At 64.1% G+C, this 19,290-nt stretch carries 17 protein-coding genes and 1 tRNA gene; 7 read left to right on the top strand and 11 right to left on the bottom strand.

Annotated elements, in window-relative coordinates; translation table 11 throughout:
- Nucleotides 1-2 precede the first annotated feature (2 nt).
- On the top strand, nt 3-566 hold the full coding sequence (locus OXH60_07365) for a DUF3299 domain-containing protein (GenBank protein ID MDE0711938.1): 564 nt from the start codon (nt 3-5) through the stop codon (nt 564-566).
- A 207-nt stretch (nt 567-773) separates the two neighbouring features.
- On the opposite strand, the gene OXH60_07360 is transcribed toward OXH60_07365, so the two are convergent.
- Complete coding sequence (locus OXH60_07360) at nt 774-1,268, bottom strand: Fur family transcriptional regulator (GenBank protein MDE0711937.1); 495 nt, start codon at nt 1,266-1,268, stop codon at nt 774-776.
- A 226-nt stretch (nt 1,269-1,494) separates the two neighbouring features.
- Complete coding sequence (locus OXH60_07355; protein ID MDE0711936.1) at nt 1,495-1,854, bottom strand: VOC family protein; 360 nt, start codon at nt 1,852-1,854, stop codon at nt 1,495-1,497.
- A gap of 248 nt (nt 1,855-2,102) precedes the next feature.
- On the opposite strand from OXH60_07355, the gene OXH60_07350 reads away from it, so the two are divergent.
- Entirely contained in the window at nt 2,103-3,908 is a 1,806-nt protein-coding gene (locus OXH60_07350) for a DUF1800 domain-containing protein (GenBank protein MDE0711935.1), read from the top strand.
- Nucleotides 3,905-5,167, top strand: coding sequence for a DUF1501 domain-containing protein (locus tag OXH60_07345; protein MDE0711934.1), 1,263 nt, complete (start codon nt 3,905-3,907; stop codon nt 5,165-5,167). Before OXH60_07350 ends, OXH60_07345 begins: the two co-directional genes overlap by 4 nt.
- A 30-nt stretch (nt 5,168-5,197) precedes the next feature.
- Here the strand turns inward: OXH60_07345 and OXH60_07340 are convergent, their stop codons facing one another.
- Nucleotides 5,198-6,046, bottom strand: a complete 849-nt coding sequence (locus tag OXH60_07340; GenBank protein ID MDE0711933.1) for a D-amino-acid transaminase — start codon at nt 6,044-6,046, stop codon at nt 5,198-5,200.
- 395 nt (nt 6,047-6,441) lie between these two features.
- Here OXH60_07340 and OXH60_07335 point away from each other — a divergent pair, with 395 nt between their 5' ends.
- The 3 genes from OXH60_07335 (at nt 6,442) to OXH60_07325 (ending at nt 8,013) form a co-directional block, all read left to right on the top strand.
- Nucleotides 6,442-7,410 (top strand): homoserine kinase, encoded by a 969-nt coding sequence (locus OXH60_07335; protein ID MDE0711932.1) that lies wholly within the window; start codon nt 6,442-6,444, stop codon nt 7,408-7,410.
- Nucleotides 7,410-7,847: a ribonuclease HI gene (gene rnhA / locus OXH60_07330; protein MDE0711931.1), complete on the top strand. Its 438-nt coding sequence runs from the start codon at nt 7,410-7,412 to the stop codon at nt 7,845-7,847. Before OXH60_07335 ends, rnhA begins: the two co-directional genes overlap by 1 nt.
- Nucleotides 7,848-7,920: 73 nt before the next feature.
- Nucleotides 7,921-8,013 (top strand) — tRNA-Ser (locus tag OXH60_07325).
- A gap of 67 nt (nt 8,014-8,080) precedes the next feature.
- Here the strand turns inward: OXH60_07325 and OXH60_07320 are convergent.
- From OXH60_07320 to OXH60_07285, 8 genes are all read right to left on the bottom strand, one after another.
- Nucleotides 8,081-9,103: a threonine/serine dehydratase gene (locus OXH60_07320; protein ID MDE0711930.1), complete on the bottom strand. Its 1,023-nt coding sequence runs from the start codon at nt 9,101-9,103 to the stop codon at nt 8,081-8,083.
- Nucleotides 9,091-11,046, bottom strand: a complete 1,956-nt coding sequence (locus OXH60_07315) for a lytic transglycosylase domain-containing protein (protein ID MDE0711929.1) — start codon at nt 11,044-11,046, stop codon at nt 9,091-9,093. The genes OXH60_07320 and OXH60_07315 overlap by 13 nt, the downstream gene beginning before the upstream one ends.
- Before the next feature lie 207 nt (nt 11,047-11,253).
- Nucleotides 11,254-12,018 carry a creatininase family protein gene (locus OXH60_07310; protein ID MDE0711928.1) on the bottom strand — a complete coding sequence of 255 codons (765 nt, stop codon included), beginning with the start codon at nt 12,016-12,018 and terminating at the stop codon, nt 11,254-11,256.
- The gene (locus tag OXH60_07305) at nt 12,015-12,974 is read right to left on the bottom strand and encodes an NAD(P)-dependent oxidoreductase (GenBank protein ID MDE0711927.1); all 960 of its coding nucleotides are present in this window, start codon (nt 12,972-12,974) and stop codon (nt 12,015-12,017) included. Before OXH60_07305 ends, OXH60_07310 begins: the two co-directional genes overlap by 4 nt.
- The gene (locus OXH60_07300) at nt 12,971-13,468 is read right to left on the bottom strand and encodes a CinA family protein (protein MDE0711926.1); all 498 of its coding nucleotides are present in this window, start codon (nt 13,466-13,468) and stop codon (nt 12,971-12,973) included. Before OXH60_07300 ends, OXH60_07305 begins: the two co-directional genes overlap by 4 nt.
- Entirely contained in the window at nt 13,452-13,931 is a 480-nt protein-coding gene (locus OXH60_07295) for a phosphatidylglycerophosphatase A (GenBank protein MDE0711925.1), read from the bottom strand. Before OXH60_07295 ends, OXH60_07300 begins: the two co-directional genes overlap by 17 nt.
- Nucleotides 13,928-15,118: a bifunctional 2-C-methyl-D-erythritol 4-phosphate cytidylyltransferase/2-C-methyl-D-erythritol 2,4-cyclodiphosphate synthase gene (locus OXH60_07290; protein MDE0711924.1), complete on the bottom strand. Its 1,191-nt coding sequence runs from the start codon at nt 15,116-15,118 to the stop codon at nt 13,928-13,930. Before OXH60_07290 ends, OXH60_07295 begins: the two co-directional genes overlap by 4 nt.
- Nucleotides 15,115-16,728 carry a GMC family oxidoreductase N-terminal domain-containing protein gene (locus OXH60_07285; protein MDE0711923.1) on the bottom strand — a complete coding sequence of 538 codons (1,614 nt, stop codon included), beginning with the start codon at nt 16,726-16,728 and terminating at the stop codon, nt 15,115-15,117. Before OXH60_07285 ends, OXH60_07290 begins: the two co-directional genes overlap by 4 nt.
- Nucleotides 16,729-17,258: 530 nt before the next feature.
- Here OXH60_07285 and OXH60_07280 point away from each other — a divergent pair.
- Nucleotides 17,259-19,079, top strand: coding sequence for an NAD(P)/FAD-dependent oxidoreductase (locus OXH60_07280; protein MDE0711922.1), 1,821 nt, complete (start codon nt 17,259-17,261; stop codon nt 19,077-19,079).
- Nucleotides 19,080-19,290 lie beyond the last annotated feature (211 nt).

Raw genomic sequence — 19,290 nt, 5'->3', positions numbered from 1 at the left:
CCATGTTGACAAGACAGGCCCGCAAAGCCGGGGCCCTGCCGGCGGCCTTGACCGCGGCCGCACTCTGCGCTGCGCTGGCGTCGAGCAGCCCTGTCGCGGCAACGCCGGATTCGGCGCGGGAACTCGGATGGGAGGATCTCATTCCAAGTGGCTGGGATCCGCGTGCCGACCTCGAATCCCTAGGGGGCGAGGACTTGCAAGACCTTTCCGACGGGAGCGATCGAGCCTTAGAACTGCTTGAAGCCTATCGCGAAGCTGCCCGCTCGGCGCCGGTTGTCGCGGAGCTCGATGGCCAGCGGATCCGGATTCCCGGATACATGGTGCCTCTGGAATTCGAGCACATGGCGATCTGGGAGTTTCTGCTCGTCCCGTACTTCGGCGCATGCATTCATGTGCCCCCACCGCCCGCGAACCAAATCGTCTATGTGACGACCGAGGACTCTTACCCGATGACAAACGTATTCAAACCGGTATGGGTCACCGGTGTGATCACCACGCAGGCACACCTCAACGAAGTCGGCGACGCCGGGTATACCATGGAGGCGATGAGCATCGAACTCTACTGATGCAACGCAGCAAGCAGCCTGCCGCTCGGGCAGGCGATGGGCTGGAGTCGTCTGAGCCCGATTGCGGTTCGCGCCCGGACCGGCGCCTGGACTGCCAGGCCGGAAGATCGGCGGGGCTGTTCGGAGGCTCAGCCCGAATTCGGCCTGCGTTTTCGTAGCACGCCCGTGCAGCCGATCAGCAAGGGCATCAGGCCCAGCTGAACCGTCTCAGGTATCCCCAGTCGCAACGCAATCCGGGCACCGGCCAATGACTTCTAGGATGTGAGCGCGGGGCTCAAAACCGGAATTGCCGGCCAGTTCCTTCACGGCACGGCTCAATCCGGCAGCGCTCGGCTCGGCGACTATCCGACACTGCTCACACACCAGCAGGAATGTGCCGTGCCCCTCTCCCCTACTGCTGCAAGCGACATAGGCGTTCTGACTTGCGACCCGATGGACGAGGCCCATGGTCTCGAGGAAGGACAACGCACGGTAGATTTGCACCGGCGCCGGCTTGCGGCCCTTCCAGTCGAACCGCTCGAGGATGTCGTAGGCCCCGGCTGAGCGGTGTTCCGCGAGCAAGAGCTCCAGCACTTGCCGGCGGTTTTCGGTGAACCGTTCTTGTCGGTCCTGGCATATTTCCTCGGCCCGGGCGAGGCCAGTCGCTATGCACGCACTGTGATCATGCCGCGGGGCCGGGAACAGAGACGACTGCGTTGCCATGTGATTCCTTAGTCCAACGAGTGATCAGTTGCACCGAAATTATGGCGATTCGTTACAAGACTACACGAGTCCCGCGCAATCAAGCTGTTGGTTCCGGGAAGCAGGCAGTCGCGCCGTTCCAGACCAACGAGCACTGAGCAAGCTGCCAAAAAATCTCCGACTACCGCGAACAACGGGATTCCGGTTGCAGGTCATTCCGGGCGGCGGTGGCTCCTTCCGGAGCACGTCACTCGGTATGGCTCAGGATGTTGATGAGTACGCCGTTCGGATCGATGACCTGGAAGCGGCGGACTCCCCATGGTTCGTCCGTCAACGGATATTCAACCCTAATGCCTCGTGACTCCGCGTCAGCGTAGACTTCGTCAACGTCCGCGACCTCGACGGACACGCTCATCCCGTCGTGCCCGGCGTCCGACCGGGTACCTTGCAGCAGGCTGACCTGCGCCGCCGGATGGCTCGGCGACGCCAGCGTCACGATCCAATCCAGGTCCATTGCCACCTCGAAGCCGAGGAATTCCGTGTAGAACGCTCGGCTCTCTTCAAGCCGATCGGACGTGATGTTCGGAACGACGCGTCTGATGTCCAATTGATGTCTCCTGTACTCGGTCCAAGCGGCACGTGAGTGTGGCGGGCAAGACGATCGATGACCAAGACGAACCCGGATAGAACGCACCGAACCTTGCGCCCAACGGCGGCCCGGCTGGCACCATCAGCGTATTCAACTTCAAGCTCGTTCCGCCACTTTGTGCGTCGGTCACCCGAATTGCGGCACCGTCTTGGCTTGAGTGCTGCTGCTATAGTCTGCACGGAAGCTCTTCCAGGGAAATGGGCATCATGACGCGAATATTCTTGGCCTTTGCGGCAATCTTCGGGGGGGTGGCGATCGCTGCGACAGGAAGTGCCGGCGACCGTGCAGCCATGACCCAGTGGGAGGGGGATCTCGCTCCGATTACAGCATCGGAGTGGAACTACGAGCACGCCGCTCACCTCTTGGAGCGAGCGGGTTTCGGTGGCACTCCCGAAGACGTGGCACGCCTCGCGGCGTTGAGCCCGGAAGACGCAGTCTCATTCCTGATCGATTGGGACCGCGTGCCAAACGACCGCCTGCAGGACTTCGACCATTCCGACATCTTTCGGGCGGGCATGATCGAAGTGCCACGAAGCCGTGCGCAGGCGGTGCGCGACGCCCGCCGTGACGGCGAGACCTTGGGCGTGAAGATCAAGCCCGGAGGATCGCGGCCGCTGCAGCCGGTCGTGAATGCGTTTTTCTACATCCTGAATGCCGATCGCCTGGAAATCAGGCGGCTGTCACGGTGGTGGGGCGAGCGGATGGTGCTCACCGAGCGGCCGCTGCAGGAAAAACTCGCACTGTTTTGGCACGGGCATTTCGCCACCGGGAATGTCAAGGTCCGCGACTACCGGAAGATGCTGCAGCAGCTCGAGCTGTTCCACGCCAAGGGCAAGGGATCCCTGCGCGACCTGCTTCGCGGCGTTGCCACCGACCCGGCGATGCTGGTCTACCTGGACGCCGGACAGAACGTGCGGGGCAATCCAAACGAGAACTTCGCCCGCGAAATCCTTGAGCTCTTCACGCTGGGCCCGGGCAACTACACGGAAGCGGACATTCGGGAAGCGGCCCGCGCGTTCACGGGCTGGACGCACGACCCTCGCACGCTTTCCTTCGTCGTCAATGCCGACCAGCACGACACCGACCCGAAGACGTTCCTTGGTCACACCGGCAATTTCGACGGCTACGACATCATCGACCTGATCCTCCAGCAGCCAGCAACCGCGCGATTCCTCGCCGGGAAGATGTATCGCTACTTCGTGCGTGACCGCGGGAGCGAAGCAGTCATCGACGCCTTGGCGAATGCGTACCGAGAAAGTGACTACGACACGGCAGGCTTACTGCGGACGATCTTCCTGAGCCGGGACTTTTACGCCCCGGCTTCCGTCGGGAGCCTGATCAAGAGCCCTGTGCAAATGGTGGTGGGCACGTACCGCAAACTCGGTCTCGCCGGATTGCCCGGCGTGCCCGACTTTCACGTGACCACGGAGCGGCTGGGACAGCGGCTGTTTGAGCCTCCCAATGTCGCCGGATGGGCCGGCGGCCGCGCCTGGATTACCTCTGCCACCCTGCTCGACCGCGGGAATTTCGGCCGCCAGCTCCTGTTCCCCGACATGTTCGCGTTCCGATCGCCGGATCCGCTCTATTCCGACACGCTGGTCAAGGTCGGGGCGAAGATCGCCGCGGGCGCGGAGATCACCCAGGCTACGGTGCAAGGCGAGTCCATGGCGATGGAGATGGCGGCGTCCGACGAAGCGTACAATACGCGCTACGCCTCCTGGCATGGCCACTCTGAAGCCATGCGCGTCGTCAAACCCGCCACGGACGATGCCGCTCAACTGGACGTCCTGACCCTGCTGGATGGGCTGGAGACCTCGGAAGAAGTCGTGGATTCGCTCTGCCAGCGGCTGCTGCGCCGTCCACTCGCCGAGGCGGACCGACTGGCATTGGTTCAGTTCCTGGACGACGAGCTCGCAGGTGCATCACTTGCGGAAGCAACGTCATGGATCCGTGAACCTCTCCGTCTTCTCGTGCACCTCGTACTCAGCACCCCGGAATACCAGCTATCATGAACTTCTCCCCAATTCGGCGCCTGTCTCGTCGTCACTTCATGTCCGCAGCCGGCGCTGCGGGGCTCGGCGCGTTCGGCGTGCCGCCGGTGTTCCAGCAGGCCCTCGCCGCCTCCGACGTGACCACCGACGTCGGCGACCAAGCTGCGCTGGACCGCGAAGGGCGAATTCTGGTCGTGGTCGAACTCACCGGCGGGAATGACGGGCTGAACACCGTCGTACCGTACGGCGATGACGCCTACTACAACGCGAGACCCAGAATCGGGATCCCGGCCGGCAACCTTCGCACCATCGACGACCATTTCGGCTTCCATCCTTCGTGCAAGGGTCTGGCCGAGCTGTACGACCGGGGAGAACTCGCGATCGTTCACGGATGCGGCTACGACCAGCCAAGCTTTTCGCATTTCATCTCCATGAGCTACTGGCACTCGGCAGCACCCAACAGCGGCGAGTCTTCCGGATGGGTGGGGCGTGCCGCAGCAAACCTCAGTCCGACCCCGCAGCGCGACTACATCATCAATGTGGACGAGCGTCCGTCGCAGGCGGTGCGGAATCCGGTGCACCCGGCGCTCGTGTTCGACCAGCCGGAAACCTTCCGGAGAGACGGCGTTTACGAGCAGCAACCGATGTTCGACGAGCTGATCGGAGACCCCGGGGCTTCCGAATCCAATCTGGCGTTCCTGAGCCGGAGCGCACGGGACGCACGCCAGTCGGCAATGCTCGTTCGCGAGGCATGGAATGCCTATCAGAGTGATGTCGACTACGGCATCAACATCGGGCTCGCGCAAGACCTGCGGAAAATCGTGTCGCTAATCGATGCCAGGATGCCCGCTCGTTTCTACTACTGCGGGTACCGCGGCAACTCCTTTGACACCCATGTCCACCAAGTGGACGTCCATGCGCGGCTTCTGGCCTATGCAACAGACGCGATTCGCGGCTTCGTGGATGACGTCGAACGAATCGGCCGCAGCGACGATGTGCTCATGCTGGTGTTTACGGAATTCGGACGCCGTGTGCCCGAGAACATCTCCCTGGGCACCGACCATGGGACTGCCACTCCGGTGTTCCTCGCCGGCGCGCCAGTGGCCGGCGGCCAATACGGGACACCGCCTAGCCTGACCGAGCTAGACGACGGAAACCTGCTTCACACGACCGACTTCCGCAGGGTGTACTCCAGCGCGGTCGGGAACTGGATGGGGGCAGACCCGGCGGTGGTACTTGGGGGCGACTTCGACCCGATTCCGGCGGTCGCGACCGCCTGACGACAAACCGCATCGGGCCCGGCTGGCGGATCAGCCGGCCGGGCCATACACGTGGTCCCGGTAGAGTTCCCGCAGGCGACGAGTGACCGGACCCGGAACGCCGTCTCCAATCTCGTTGCCGTCAATTGAAATAACCGGCACGACGAACGACGACGTACTGGTCAGAAACGCCTCCTCGGCACTTCTGACATCGGTCAGGCGGAAGGGCTCCTCCAGGATCTCTATGTCGTTCGCGGCGGCAAGCTCCAGAAGCACCTCACGGGTGATACCGCCCAGCACATCATGACTCAGTGGATGCGTGTGGACTGACCCATCCAGCACAATCCAGGCATTGGACGACGCGCCTTCCGTCACCACTCCGTCTTTGACCATCCAGCACTCAAATGCGCCGGCTTCCTGGGCACGCTGTTTGGCCAGAACGTTCGGGAGCAGGCCGGTCGTCTTGAGATCGCACCGCTGCCAGCGAAGATCGTCGGCGGAAACCACTGCCACGCCCGAGGCCAGCGTCCTGGGGAACGGTGTCCAGGAGCGCAGCGTCACCATCAGCGAGGCCCGTGGTTCAGCCGGGAACGCGTGGTTCCGCGGTGCCTGCCCGCGGGTGACCTGCAAGTAGAGGAGCCCGTCCCGCAGCCGGTTGCGCCGTACCACCTCACTCAGCACGACGCGCAGGCCCGCGTCGGTCATCGCCGCCGGCAGCCCTAATCCGCTCCCGGATCGCGCCAACCGCGCAAGATGCTGGTCAAGGTCAACCAGTCTCCCAGCGACCAGCGCAATCACCTCGTAGACGCTGTCGGCGAACTGCAGCCCGCGATCTTCGACGGAGACCACAGCTCCAGTCAGGTCGGAATAGTGTCCGTCCACGTAAGCGACGCGGGCCACTGTCAAACTCCCTGGCTCAAGCCATCTCGAGGAAGAGCACACACGGGAGGCTCGCCCCCGCCACCCGCGACCAGGCGCTGCGACTGTTGTAATGGCACGCCAATCTGCCCCCAGTCCTGTACCAGCACCTCGCCGCAGCGTACCGGCTCGCGACAAGTTCCGCGCTGCCAACCGCCGCCCACCCTAGCTGCCTGCGGCAGCGACTGGCTGCACAACGGATCAGCACTGAGAGGGCCCCGGAAACGGGCCGGCCCGCATAGCGCGAAGGGTAAACGCATACCACGCCCGCCGTCGCTCTGCCGGCAATGGAGACCGACGTCGTTCCCCAGACGAATGCCATACACTCCGGTCCCGTGTCGCTGACTGAGCGCTCCCCCGGACTTCGCGGCAGAAACATGGCGGTCTACACACAAGTAAACGCGGACCAGGTTAGGGCCTTCATAGCTGCTTACGACATCGGGTCCCTGGAAACCTACGTCGGAATCGCAGATGGCGTGGAGAACACTAACTATCTCCTGTTTACAAGCTCGGGTCGATACATCCTCACGCTTTACGAGAAACGGGTAGCGGAAGGCGACCTGCCGTACTTCCTTGACCTGATGGACCATCTCAGCAGTCAGGGAATCCCCTGTCCGGTACCGCTCCACGATCGCAAGGGCAACGCGCTAGGCCGCTTGGCGGACCGCCCGGCCGCACTCGTCACCTTTCTGGAGGGCATTGCCCGTTCCCGGATCGAGCCCGGGCATTGCCGCTCCGTAGGACGGGCCTTGGCGCGCCTTCACACCGCCAGTTCCGGCTTCGGGAAATCGCGCCCGAACGGGCTGTCGCTCGGTGCGTGGGAACAAACGCTAACGCAGTCGGAAGCGAGACTCGAGAACTACGACAAGGGGCTCTACGAGGAAGTTAGCGACGACTTCACGCGTATCGCCGCTGCCTGGCCGACATCCCTGCCCAGGGGTGTCATTCATGCCGATTTGTTCCCGGACAACGTGTTCTTCAGGGACGGAGAGGTAAGTGGGCTGATCGACTTTTACTTCGCCTGCAATGATTTCTTCGCCTACGACCTCGCCATCTGCATCAACGCCTGGTGCTTTGAGCGGGACGCCGACTTCAACATCACGAAAGCCGGCGCGCTCCTGAAGGGGTACGAGGAGAATCGCCGCCTATCGGCCGGAGAGATCGCGGCACTTCCGGTGCTGTGTGCGGGGTCAGCGATGCGGTTCCTGTTCACGCGTCTGGTCGATTGGGAGACCACCCCGTCCACCGCAGTTGTGCGGCCGAAGGATCCCGCCGAGTACTTGGGACGCCTCCGATTTCACCGCGCAGCCCGGGGTCCAGACAGCTACGGGCTTGGCCGCACGTGATCGAAAAACCGACGATCGTCTACACGGACGGGTCCTGCGTCGGCAATCCAGGGCCCGGGGGCTGGGGGGTCGTGATCGAATCTCCCGCAGGTACCCGGGAATTGTCAGGTGGTGCCCCCAGTACCACGAACAATCGGATGGAGCTGATGGCGGCAATCCGCGCGCTCGAGGAAATCGAGCCCGGTTCGCCTGTTCAAGTCGTCACGGACAGCCGGTACGTGATGGACGGCATCACGTCTTGGATGGACAACTGGCGTCGAAGGAATTGGCGGACCGCTAACGGCAAACCAGTGAAGAATCAGGACCTGTGGCAGCGACTTGAGCAGGCGGCAGCAAGACATGACGTGACGTGGCAGTGGGTACGCGGCCACACGAACGATCCGGGTAACGAACGGGCGGATGCTTTGGCGCGGGCAGCCTCCGATGTTTCCCGCTAATAGTTTCAGCAGCGTGGAAAATCGAGCAGCGGTCCGCCATATTCGGACTGAGTTCATGCCATACTGTGGCGCTGGATGGGTGGCCGAGCGGCTGAAGGCGCTCCCCTGCTAAGGGAGTATACGGTGATGAGCCGTATCGCGGGTTCGAATCCCGCCCCATCCGCCACCGCCCGAACGGTTCCCTGCCAAGCACCTTCTACGAGACGTTGAAGGCAGAGCGCTTGGCGTCATCCTCAGCTACTGCCGATCCGAGCTTCGCGAGCCTCGGCGAGCGCCCGGGCCAATATAGCCGCGTCGGCGTTGCCGCCCGAGACCACCAGGAGCGTAGTCTTGTCGCGCAGATCGACGCGGCCGGATAGGGCCGCCGCCAAGGCCGCCGCCCCGCCCGGTTCCACTACCAGCTTCAATCGCAACAGCGCGAACGCGACCCCTTCCAACACCTCGGCATCCGACACGACAAGACCGGGCCCCAGGTTCTTGGTTCCGATCGTGTAGGCGATCTTTCCGACCCGTGGCGGCAGCAGCGAGTCGCAGATCGTGGTGACACCTTCATCGGCTGCGATGTGCCGGCCCTCAGCAAGCGAGCGCGCCATGTCGTCGTGCACCTCGGGCTCCACACTACGGACGTCAATTTGCGGAAACTCCGACCGCAGGCCAACCGTCACGCCGGATAGGAGGCCGCCACCGCCGCACGGGACCAGCGCAACGTCGGGAACGATGTCCCGCGCGCGCATCTGCTGCGCTGCCTCGAGACCGGCCGTACCTTGCCCAGCCACGACGAGCGGGTCGTCGTACGGGTGGACGAACGTACCTCCCCTCTCCCGGAGAACTCTGTTGCCCAGTTCCTCGCGCCCCTCGGCACGACGGTCGTAGAACACGATCTCCGCCCCAAAGTTCTTCACACCGGCCACCTTGATGCGGGCCGCGTCGTTTGGCATCACGATGGTCGCGGGACTTCCGAAGAGACGGGCTGCGCACGCCACACCTTGAGCATGGTTTCCGGACGACCAGGCGACGATTCCTGCAGTTCGCCGCTCGCTTGGAATCGCGGCAATCCGGTTGTATGCACCCCGAAACTTGAACGATCCAGTGCGCTGCAGGCACTCGGGCTTGATCAGCACGCGCCCTCCGGTTCGCGCATTGAGCACCCCAGATTCCAGCAGGGGTGTAAGCCGGGCTCGGCCCTCGATGACCTTGCTCGCGGCGACGATCTCGTCCCGCGAGATTCCTGTGGCGCCCGCTTCTAGCGCGGACACGTGAGCGGCATTTCCCATTGCCCGGTAATTCCGTCGCCAACGGCTGAACGATAGATCGCAACCCCTTCCAGGACTCGCTGGACGTAGTTCCGAGTCTCGTTTATCGGGATCAGTTCGAGCCAGTCGAGCATGGCGATTTCGCCTTGGCGGGGATCTCCGTACCGCCGGAGCCAACGTCTTACCCGACCGGGACCCGCGTTGTACGCAGCCAAGGCAAGCGGATACGATTGATCATAGTCCTCAAGAAGGCCCGCGAGATAGCGAGAACCGATCGAGACATTGTAGGCAGCGTCGGTCGAGAGCTTTTGCTGGTCGTACTGCATGCGTTCCCGACGAGCGACAAACTTCGCAGTACTCGGTAGCACCTGCATCAACCCGCGGGCATTGGCAACGCTTCGGGCGCCAACCTGAAACGCGCTCTCCTGCCGCGCGACTGCCAACAGAAGCGCCTTCTCAACGTCCGCTTCGACCGCATTGAACGCGCTGGGATACGCATCGTCCGGGAAGGCGACCCCGGGCACGTACAACCCAAGGCGTGTGGCCTTCCGGAGCATGGCCAGCCCGAGATGCGTGTGTCCCGTCACATGAAGCAGCTGGTAGAGACTGGTCACCTCCCCAAGCGATTCCGCCGTGCCGGCTAGCTGCCGGGCAAACGAGCGCGCAAGGCGGTGTCGTCCGTGCTCCGCCAGCAGGAGCATCGCTCGCACTTCAGGCTGAGACTCCCAGCGTGCCATGTCGACGGCAGCTGCCGGGACCGGAGGCAACGCAACGGGGCGTTCGCGACAACGGGTCGCGAGTTGGCCGTAGAACGTCGCCGGGTACTCGGCCGCCTCGTCGAGCCAGCGCACCGATTCCTCGTCTCCCTCAGAAGACAAGGCGGTCCAGTAGGCCGCGCGGCCGATCGATACCGGCATGGTGACGGCGCTACGCATTTTCCTGAAATGACGGTTGGCCGAAGAGTTGTTGCCGAGAAACCGGAGCGCGAGCCAGCCCGCCAGCCAATCCGCCTCAACTCCCGGAACCCCTTCCAACGTTGTATAGGCGGACACCAGTCGATAGGCGTCGGCATGCCGCTCGGCATTGACCAATCGTCGGGCATGCACGCGTACCTCGAACCACCAGCGGTCCGGCCTTGGTCCAAGTTCGCGCGGGGGCTCGGTCAGCAATTCAAGGGCGCGTTCGTGCAGGCCGGACCTTCGTCGCCAGCGCGCCCGCTCAAACACGAGCCCCGGATTCGAAGTCAGTGCCGGTGGAACCCGGGCGACGGCGGCGTCGACGCCGGGCGACCGCCTGCCGAGCCGGATCCGTGCGGTACCGAGACGCCGGACATCGGCCGAAACACGCTCGAGCTGTCGAAGTGCAGCCCCCCACTGCCGCTCCCAGATGAGATGGTCGAGTCGGGCGGCATGGTCCTCGTCGCTCAGGTACTTCCCGTAGCGCTGCAGGAACGGTCGGACCTCCGCGGACTGAAAGTCGCTCGTCCGCCACGCATCCCGGGCTTCGACTGCTACATCCGCATCGGCGCCCGCCGCAGCAAGCGATTCCGCATAGCGAACCTGCCCTGGTCCGGTTCGCGGCGGAAAACGTTCAAACCAATTGATGACTTCCGAATTCGGGAGATTGGCCGGCATCCGGCGCTCAGCGAGCGCCTGCCGTTGCTCAGCAAGTGGCCAGCCGGAATGTCCCACGTGGAAATCACGCGCCTGCCGCCACGATGCCAGGCCGTCCTCGGCCGACAGCCAGCGCCACTTCGCGATGGTGTGCAGCAACGGGTCGTCCGCCCTTCGGGTCAGGTCGAGAGCACGCTTCCACTTGGCTCGATCCATGGCCACAAGGGCCTTTCGAAACAGCGCCCGATCATCGGTTGACAGGATTGGTGCAGCAGCTTGGACCGCCGGTGCATCCAGCAGGAGCACACTGACCAGCACTGCCAGGCTGCACACGATCCGTACCGAACGTCGAATGAATTCGGGACCGCGCTCTGCGGGTCGCGCGACCGCAGGAGACCCCCGTCCTGGTACCAGGCTTGGCGATCGTGTCGGGCTGGGCATTCCTACAAACCTGGTTCGTCGCATTTGCTGGCAACTCGTTGGGGTACCGAGGAATTCACGGCGCTCCCCATGGTTGCGGAGCAGCCTTCATCTTCCTGTTCAGATGGAAGCGGTCTTCAGGCTCTCGATGAAGGCAACCGTCCGGGTGACCGCGGTGTCAACAATGTCACGTCCCGCCTCGACCGACGCCAGGCGGGCGTCCCCGAAGACGCCGTTCGCGGTCTGCCGATCAAACGGCACCGGCACCTGCAACGCAAACGGATCATTGTTGAACCCATGCGCGAGCCCGGTCTCCTTCATCTCACCCTTTACAAGCGCGTCGGCTCGGACGTAAGCCGCGTCGAGGTGCATCAGAACGCTGGTCTCGACTTCACATGCGTGGCCAAAACGCTGCGTGCGCCCGTGCGCCCGCACCCGATCCGAGGCCTGGGCAAAGTAGAAGGCGACAGCCGCGCGCATCCCGAGTTCGTAGCGGATCTTGGTGGCAGCAACTTGCAGGACCGCAGAATTTCCATTGTGTCCGTTGACGAACACAATCGCCTTGATCCCCTGCCGGTCAATCGAGCGCGCGACGTCGAAACACAACCGGATCACCGTTTCCGCGTCAAGCGTGATCGTACCGGGGAAACCCATGTGGTGCGGTGACAATCCGAACGGCAATACGGGCATAAGCAACGCCCTGCGGCCCAGCTCGGCGGCAACGCGGCGTGCAATTCGGTCGGCCGCCACGAAATCCGTACCGAGCGCCAGGTTGGGGCCGTGCTGCTCTGTGGCCCCGATCGGCTGCAGGGCGACTTCGATGTCCGGAATGGCGGCGGCCATTTCCGGTGAAGTCAGTCGTGCCATTTCGAGGATGTCGGTCATGCTTTCCGTGTCCCTTCTGCGGCCTCCCCCAGCCAGTCTGAAATCATTGCAGCAACGTCGAACGCGGGCGCAAACTTCGTATCTGCACGCAGCTGTGCGTCAGAAAGAGTACGCCAATTGGGTTCCGTATCTGCTTCGGCAACCCTAGGCAGCGTAACGATCTTGCCCGTTTCCGCAGCCAGCTGACGCACGAACTCGGAAAGCTGAAGCGAAAACGACGGGGCGTTGTAAACCGGCGCCAGGTCGCTGGGAAATTCTGCCAGTGATACCAGCAGCCGGGCAGCGTCCTTCACGTACAGCACATCGCTCCGATAATCGGCCGCCAGCCGGGCCGGAACGGTGCCCGTGGCAACGGCAGCCATCATGACATCCAGGAATTCCGCCGCTGCGCCACGGTAGTGGAGGCCTGGTCCCAGCACCAGTGGCAACCGTAGCCCCGTTGGCTCGACCGGTCGATGCGCCCGGAACCACTCCGCCGTGGCCTCCGCCAGCTGCTTCGAGAGACCGTAGGCCGTGTCCGGATTCGCCGGTAGCGACTCGTGGGCTGGCGCCGGGCCGCCATCCGCAGACCGGCCGTACACCACCGTGGAGCTGGTCCAAAGGACCCTTCGCACACCAGCCGCAGCCGCTGCTTCCAGGAGGGTTGCGAGCCCCCCGGCATTGACGGCAATGGCGGACCCGGGGTCGCGGTCCGCCGCCGCCAGAAGCCCCTTCCCACCGGAACCGAACGCACCGAGCCCGACCGCAACCTGAGGCGGATCTGCTGTCAGAATGTCATTGAGAACGTCAGCGCGCGCTGGCCGAGCCACGCTGGTACAGCCCCCGGGCAGCCGGCTCGCGATTGCCGCGGAGGGATCGACGACCGTCACGCGCCATCCAGCATCCAAGAACGCCCGTGCCGTCCAGCCGCCGACAAACCCAGCGCCGCCGACCAGCAACGCATGTGCGCCCTTCACGATTGGACTGCCGTCTGCATCAGCAACCTTAGAGCGCATACTGCGGACTGTTCTCGGACGGTCTGCCGGTCACCGGTCAGTTGCAGACGTTCATGGCACGCCCGATCCCCACGTCGGCCGGCAGCGATGTGCACGAGCCCAACAGGCTTCGTCGTGGTCGCACCGTCCGGTCCGGCGATCCCGGTCACGGCGACCGCGAGGTCGACCGGCGCCTGCGCAAGCGCACCCCTGACCATGGCCAGAGCGACCTCCTCGCTCACGGCGCCGCAGGCCGTCAGAACGCTGCGGGGGACGCCGAGCATTTGTTCCTTGGCATCGTCGGAGTACACCACGAAGCCACGGCTGAGCACTCGCGACGCGCCCGGGTGATCGGTCAGTGCGGTCGCGATCATCCCGCCGGTGCACGACTCGGCCGTTGCCAGCGTCAGGTCGACGCGATCAAGCAATCGCAGGCATTCCGCGCTGACCTTCCGTAGCTCAGAACCAGGCGTCACGCAAGACTCCCAACCCGAGGGTACCTGCCGTTGCCAAGCAACCCGCAGCCAGATCGTCAGCCATGACCCCCAATCCTCCGGGAACCTTTGTGTCCAACCACGAGATCGGGAACGGCTTCACGATATCGAGCAGGCGAAACAGACCAAACGCGACCAGTACCAGCACGATGTCACTTCCAGCCGCGGCTAGTGGTACCAGCATTCCGGCCACCTCGTCCACGACCACCTCGGGCGCATCATGGCGGCCGGTCAGCCTCCCGTATCGCTCTGCTGACCACCAGCCACACGCCACCACGCAGGCAACCGCTACGCCCACAGCCACCGCGCCGCCGAGGACATGCAGGGCCACGCCGATTGGGATCGTCGCCAAGGACGCGACGGTACCGGGCGCTGGCCCGACCCGGCCCAGGCCACCCACCAGTGCCACGGATTCGGCCAGACGGTCACTGACCATCGCGTTCATGCACTCTCGTTCGGTACGAGCAACGTGGCCAAAGCAAACGCCGCAATCCCTTCACGACGACCAGCAAAGCCGAGACCCTCGGTCGTGGTGGCTTTCACGCTCACCGCTGCGGCCGGCAGGCCCAGGATGCCGGCTACGGACTGCCGCATGCGCTCGCGATGCGGGGCAACCGCCGGAGCTTCGCAAATGATGGTGACGTCGATATGCGTGATTTCTGCACCTACTTCGTGCGCCATGGCTCCGGCGTGCTGAAGAAACTTGGCCGAATTGGCGTCGCGCCACCGTGGGTCTCCCGGAGGGAAATGTTGCCCGATGTCACCCTGGGCAAGGGCACCCAGAATGGCGTCCGTCACGGCATGCAGTCCGACGTCTGCGTCAGAGTGCCCGACCAGCGCCTGATCATGCGGGAGTCTGACGCCTAGCAATTGAACCGATTCCCCCGGACCAAACCGGTGTACATCGAAGCCCTGCCCGGTCCGGGGCAGGCGTTCCCCGAATAACCTCTCAGCCCGGGCAAAGTCGCCAGGGGCGGTGACCTTCAGGTTCTCGGGATCCCCCGCAACCGCCTGCACGACATGACCAGCCGTTTCGAGCAGCGAGGAGTCGTCGGTCGCGCCGGTCTCCTCCGACGCCGCCCGATGCGCGCCGAGGATGAGGTCGAAGCGGAAGCCCTGCGGCGTTTGCGCACCGTGCAAGCCGGTCCGCGGGAGGGTCCGCCGGACGTGCCCGTCGTCACCGGTTTCCTTCAGGGTATCGCTCAGCGGCACGGTCGGCACCACGCCGTCGGCATTGGACAGGGCATCGATGACCCGACTGATCAGCGCTGCGCCGGGTCGGGGACGGGCCCCATCATGGATGAGCACGGTCTGCGGCGGATCCGAGGCGAGCGCCTCGAGACCCGCCGCCACACTTTCCTGCCGGGTGGCGCCGCCGCGATCCAGGATGCGAACCTCCACACCTCTTAGTGCGGCGGCAGCAGCGTTGGCTTGACCGGGAGCGACGACGGTCAGTACACGTTCAACTTGGGGGTGGCGGGTGAATGCTTCCACGGCCCAGCGGACGACGGGTCGGCCCTGAACGACGCGGAATTGCTTGGGCACTCTGCCCCCGACACGTTCGCCGCGACCCGCAGCCACGACCAGCGCATCGACGCGGCCCGGCGGCGTCCCCGCCGCGTCCGCCGTCACGCGCGCGCGTCCCGGCGAATCATGTCCGCGCCCCGTTCCGCGATCATCATGGTCGGTGCATTCGTGTTGCCGTGCGTAATCGTCGGCATCACGGACGCATCCGCCACTCGCAGTCCGCGAACCCCATGGACCCGAAGGCGCTCGTCGACTACCCCGTCACGGCCCATGTGGCACGTTCCGACCGGGTGAAAGATTGATGTGGCAATCGCGCCGGCGGCACTGGCCAGGCTTTCGTCATCGTCCGGAGTGGGCCCCGGGCGAATCTCCGTCGCACTGTATCGCTGCAACGCGGGCTGCGCACAGATACGCCGGGTCAGCCGAATCGCATCGGCCGCCACCCGCCGGTCCTCCGGGGCCGAAAGATAGTTGGGCCGGATGGCTGGCGCTTTCCGGGCATCCGGAGACGTTGCGTGCACGCTCCCACGCGATTCCGGCGCCAAGTTGCAGACACTGGCAGTAAAGGCCGGGTACGGGTCCAGGGGCGCGCCGAAGCGGTCGAGACTGAGCGGCTGAATGTGATACTGCAGGTTGACCGCATCGCGATCCGGATCGGAACGCGCGAAACAACCAAGCTGACTCGGGGCCATCGTCATCGGCCCGCGACGGAACAGCAGGTACTGCAGCGCAATCGCCGCCTTGCCCCTGAGCGTCCCGGCGGTTTCGTTGAGGGTGCGTATGCCCTGCACGCGGTAAACCAGGCGCACCTGCAGGTGGTCCTGGAGATTCTCGCCCACTGCTGCACGGTCCACGACCGGAGTCACCCCGAGCTCCGTCAGTCGCCCCGGTTGGCCAACTCCTGAGAGCTCCAGGAGTTGAGGTGAGCCGATGGCGCCGGCCGCGAGAACCACCTCGTTTGCAGCGTCCACACGGACGGCCTCGGTTCCCTGCCAGAGATCGAGCCCGACGGCCCGCCCTTCCTCGATCCGAACCCGCCTGACATGCGCATCCTGAACCACCTCGAGGTTGGGCCGGCGGCGCACCGGGTCCAAGAATCCCCGTACCGCGTTCCAGCGCATGCCCTGCCGCTGATTGACCTCGAAGTAGCCGCAGCCCTCGTTGTCACCCCGATTGAAATCTTCGGTCGACGGAATGCCCGCCTCCCGAGCGGCCGCACGAAAGGCGTCGAGGATGTCCCATCGGATTCGGGCCTGCTCGACCCGCCACTCCCCGCCCTGGCCGTGCATCGAATCGTCAGCCCGCCAATGGTCTTCCGCACGGATGAAGTACGGGAGCACGTCATCCCAGGACCAACCGGCGTTGCCGAGTTGGCGCCAATGGTCGTAGTCCGCGGCATGGCCGCGCATGTAGATCATGCCGTTGATGGAGGAACAGCCACCGAGCACCCGGCCCCGTGGATAGGGTATTGCACGGTCCCCCAACCCCGCCTCGATTTCGGTCGAGAAGCACCAGTCCACCCGCGGATTGCCCATGCAATAGAGGTACCCCACCGGGATACGGATCCAGTGCCAACGGTCCGAGCCGCCCGCCTCCAGAAGCAGCACGCGAGTGCCGGGATCCGCGCTCAGTCGGTTGGCGAGCACGCACCCGGCTGATCCTGCGCCCACCACCACATAGTCAAACGTGCCGAGACTCCGCGCCTGTGAACGCATGAACCCTCTCCTCAGTCCGGGCGCAATGTGCCGGAGGGTGCACAGCAGCGCAACGCCGGAACACGGGCAGAAACCCTGAACACCCGACGCGCTTCGTCGCGTTCCCCCCTACCCCGGATTCCACCGGGGCGGTCCACAGGAAACGGCGATCTACGGGACGGGCTGTCCCATCGGGAGATCTTCTTCTCACGTGGCGACGTCCGACTGCAGATCGACATCTGGCGTCACCCTTACCACACGGTGCGGCGGCCCGGGACTGGGTTGCCGCACACGGGCATCGAACGCCGTCAGGCCGCCAGGTCCGTGCATCCGGCGCCGCTTAGCTCGGCCATCCGTCAAACTTGGCCGCTGAACCCGCCGTGCACTAACATTCCGTCTGGGCCCATCGATGCAAGCTGGCCGGCTGCCTAGACTGCCCGACCGGCAGTGTCCGATGAACGAGTGACGGCAGGGCGCGGAACGTCCCCGGCGCTGCACGACAACGGGACCTCAATAACAGACAAGTTGCCGCCATGGACGAGGAACAAAGCATGTTAGTTGGGTTGGAGGACTCCCCGGTCCGGGCTGTTGACCGCTGGCTAGCAGATTTCGAGTCGGCTATTTCCGCCTCCGATCCAGAGGCGCTCGAGTCGTTGTTTCTCCGCAACAGCCACTGGCGCGATCTCCTCGCCCTCACTTGGAACGTCCAGACCATCAGTGGCAAGACGAACATCGTCAAGGCGTTGAAGCAACACGGACCCCACGCCCAACCCGGCAGTTTCGAAACGGATCCGGGTCGGACGCCGCCCCGCCTCGTCACCCGGGCAGGAACGGAAGGAATCGAAGCCATATTCGGGTTCACGAGCGCATTCGGCCCGGCGGAAGGCGTCCTTCGTTTGATCCGCGACGACGAAGATGGAGTTGTGAAGGCGTGGACCCTGCTAACAGCGCTCAGCGAGATCGAAGGGTTTGAAGCAGCAGTTGGTGATGCCAGGCCAACAGGCCAGTCCTATTCGAGGGATTTCCGAGGACCAAACTGGTTCGACCAGCGGCAATCCTCCGTCGCCTATGCGGACCGGGATCCGACGGTCCTTGTGGTCGGCGGAGGGCACGCAGGGCTGTCCATCGCAGCGCAACTGACACAATTGCAGATTGACACGCTCATCGTTGACCGCGAAGAACGCATCGGGGACAACTGGCGCAACCGATACCATGCGCTGACCCTGCACAACCAGGTCCAGGTCAATCATCTGCCTTACCTGCCCTTCCCGCCGAACTGGCCGACCTACATCCCCAAGGACAAGATCGCCGGCTGGTTCGAGGCCTACGTCGAAATCATGGAGCTCAATTTCTGGACGGGCACCGAGTTCGCCGGCGGCACCTACGAAGAGCGGGACGAGAGATGGTCGGTGATGCTGCGTCTGCCCGACGGCAGCACACGGGAGATCCATCCTCGCCATATCGTCATGGCGACTGGTGTCAGCGGCGTTCCCAACCGACCGGATATTCCGAGCTTGATGGATTTTGCCGGCCAGGTCCTGCATTCCAGTGAATTCGGGGAAGGTGCCGATTGGGCCGACAGCAACGTGCTGGTTCTCGGGACGGGCAACAGCGGCCATGACATTGCGCAGGACCTGTATTCGCACGGTGCGAATGTCACGCTGGTCCAGCGGAACCCGACCCTGATCGTCAACATTGAGCCGAGCGCACAGCTTCCCTACGCCCTGTACGACGAGGGCCCTTCTCTGGCGGACTGCGATCTCATCACCACGTCGATACCCTTGAAGTTACTGAGGAAAACGCACCAGCAGATTACCGAGCAAGCCAAGGCTCTCGACCGGGATCTTCTCGACGGCCTTGCGCGCGCGGGCTTCAAGCTTGACTTCGGAACCGACGGTACAGGGTGGCAATTCAAGTATCTCGAGCGCGGCGGCGGATACTACTTCAACGTCGGCTGCTCGGACCTGATCGCCGATGGCAAGATCGCGCTGATCCAGTTCTCCGATATCGACAAGTTCGTCGCCAACGGGGCCCGCATGCGAAGCGGCGATATGCGGGCAGCTGATCTCATCGTGCTGGCCACTGGCTTCAAGGGCCAGGACTATCTGGTCCGAAAACTGTTCGGCGATGATGTCGCGGATCGGGTCGGCCCAATCTGGGGGTTCGATCCCGAACAGCAGGAACTCCGCAACCTATGGACCCGGACCGGGCAGCCGGGACTCTGGTTCATCGCGGGCAGCTTCGCCCAGTGCCGGATCTACTCGAAATACCTGGCACTCCAGATCAAAGCGTGTGACGAAGGCATGATCCCGCTGACGCGACCAGCACTCACTGGCGACGGATCTGGTCCTGTGGTCAGTGCTGATGGGTGATCGTTGCCGCTGATCCGAGGACGTCGGCTCGGCTGGGTGACCGACCCTCGCCAGCCTGACGGCGGACAGGTGCGAAACCGGGCCGCTGTAGAGGACCGGCAACCGGCGTAGAAGGTCTCGAGCTCTCGCCGAGCACAGGTTCGCAGTGGAGAATCCGCAAACGGGCCTCGCAAGCTGGACCGACGGTCGCAAGACTTGTGCCGGGCCAGCG

This window comes from Rhodospirillales bacterium (assembly GCA_028824295.1).
In the GTDB taxonomy this organism is placed as follows: Bacteria; Pseudomonadota; Alphaproteobacteria; order TMED109; family TMED109; genus VXPW01.
The sequence above is the reverse complement of the archived record's forward strand: the minus strand, read 5'-3'. Positions and strand labels throughout refer to the sequence as shown.

Excerpts from the sequence above, each read along its gene's own strand:
- OXH60_07285 (MDE0711923.1), bottom strand. The coding sequence starts at position 16,728 with ATGCGTTCACAGGCGCGGAGTCTCGGCACGTTTGACTATGTGGTGGTG.
- OXH60_07350 (MDE0711935.1), top strand. The coding sequence starts at position 2,103 with ATGACGCGAATATTCTTGGCCTTTGCGGCAATCTTCGGGGGGGTGGCG.
- OXH60_07360 (MDE0711937.1), bottom strand. The coding sequence starts at position 1,268 with ATGGCAACGCAGTCGTCTCTGTTCCCGGCCCCGCGGCATGATCACAGT.
- OXH60_07310 (MDE0711928.1), bottom strand. The coding sequence starts at position 12,018 with ATGACCGACATCCTCGAAATGGCACGACTGACTTCACCGGAAATGGCC.
- OXH60_07335 (MDE0711932.1), top strand. The coding sequence starts at position 6,442 with ATGGCGGTCTACACACAAGTAAACGCGGACCAGGTTAGGGCCTTCATA.
- OXH60_07295 (MDE0711925.1), bottom strand. The coding sequence starts at position 13,931 with ATGAACGCGATGGTCAGTGACCGTCTGGCCGAATCCGTGGCACTGGTG.
- OXH60_07345 (MDE0711934.1), top strand. The coding sequence starts at position 3,905 with ATGAACTTCTCCCCAATTCGGCGCCTGTCTCGTCGTCACTTCATGTCC.
- OXH60_07365 (MDE0711938.1), top strand. The coding sequence starts at position 3 with ATGTTGACAAGACAGGCCCGCAAAGCCGGGGCCCTGCCGGCGGCCTTG.
- OXH60_07280 (MDE0711922.1), top strand. The coding sequence starts at position 17,259 with ATGTTAGTTGGGTTGGAGGACTCCCCGGTCCGGGCTGTTGACCGCTGG.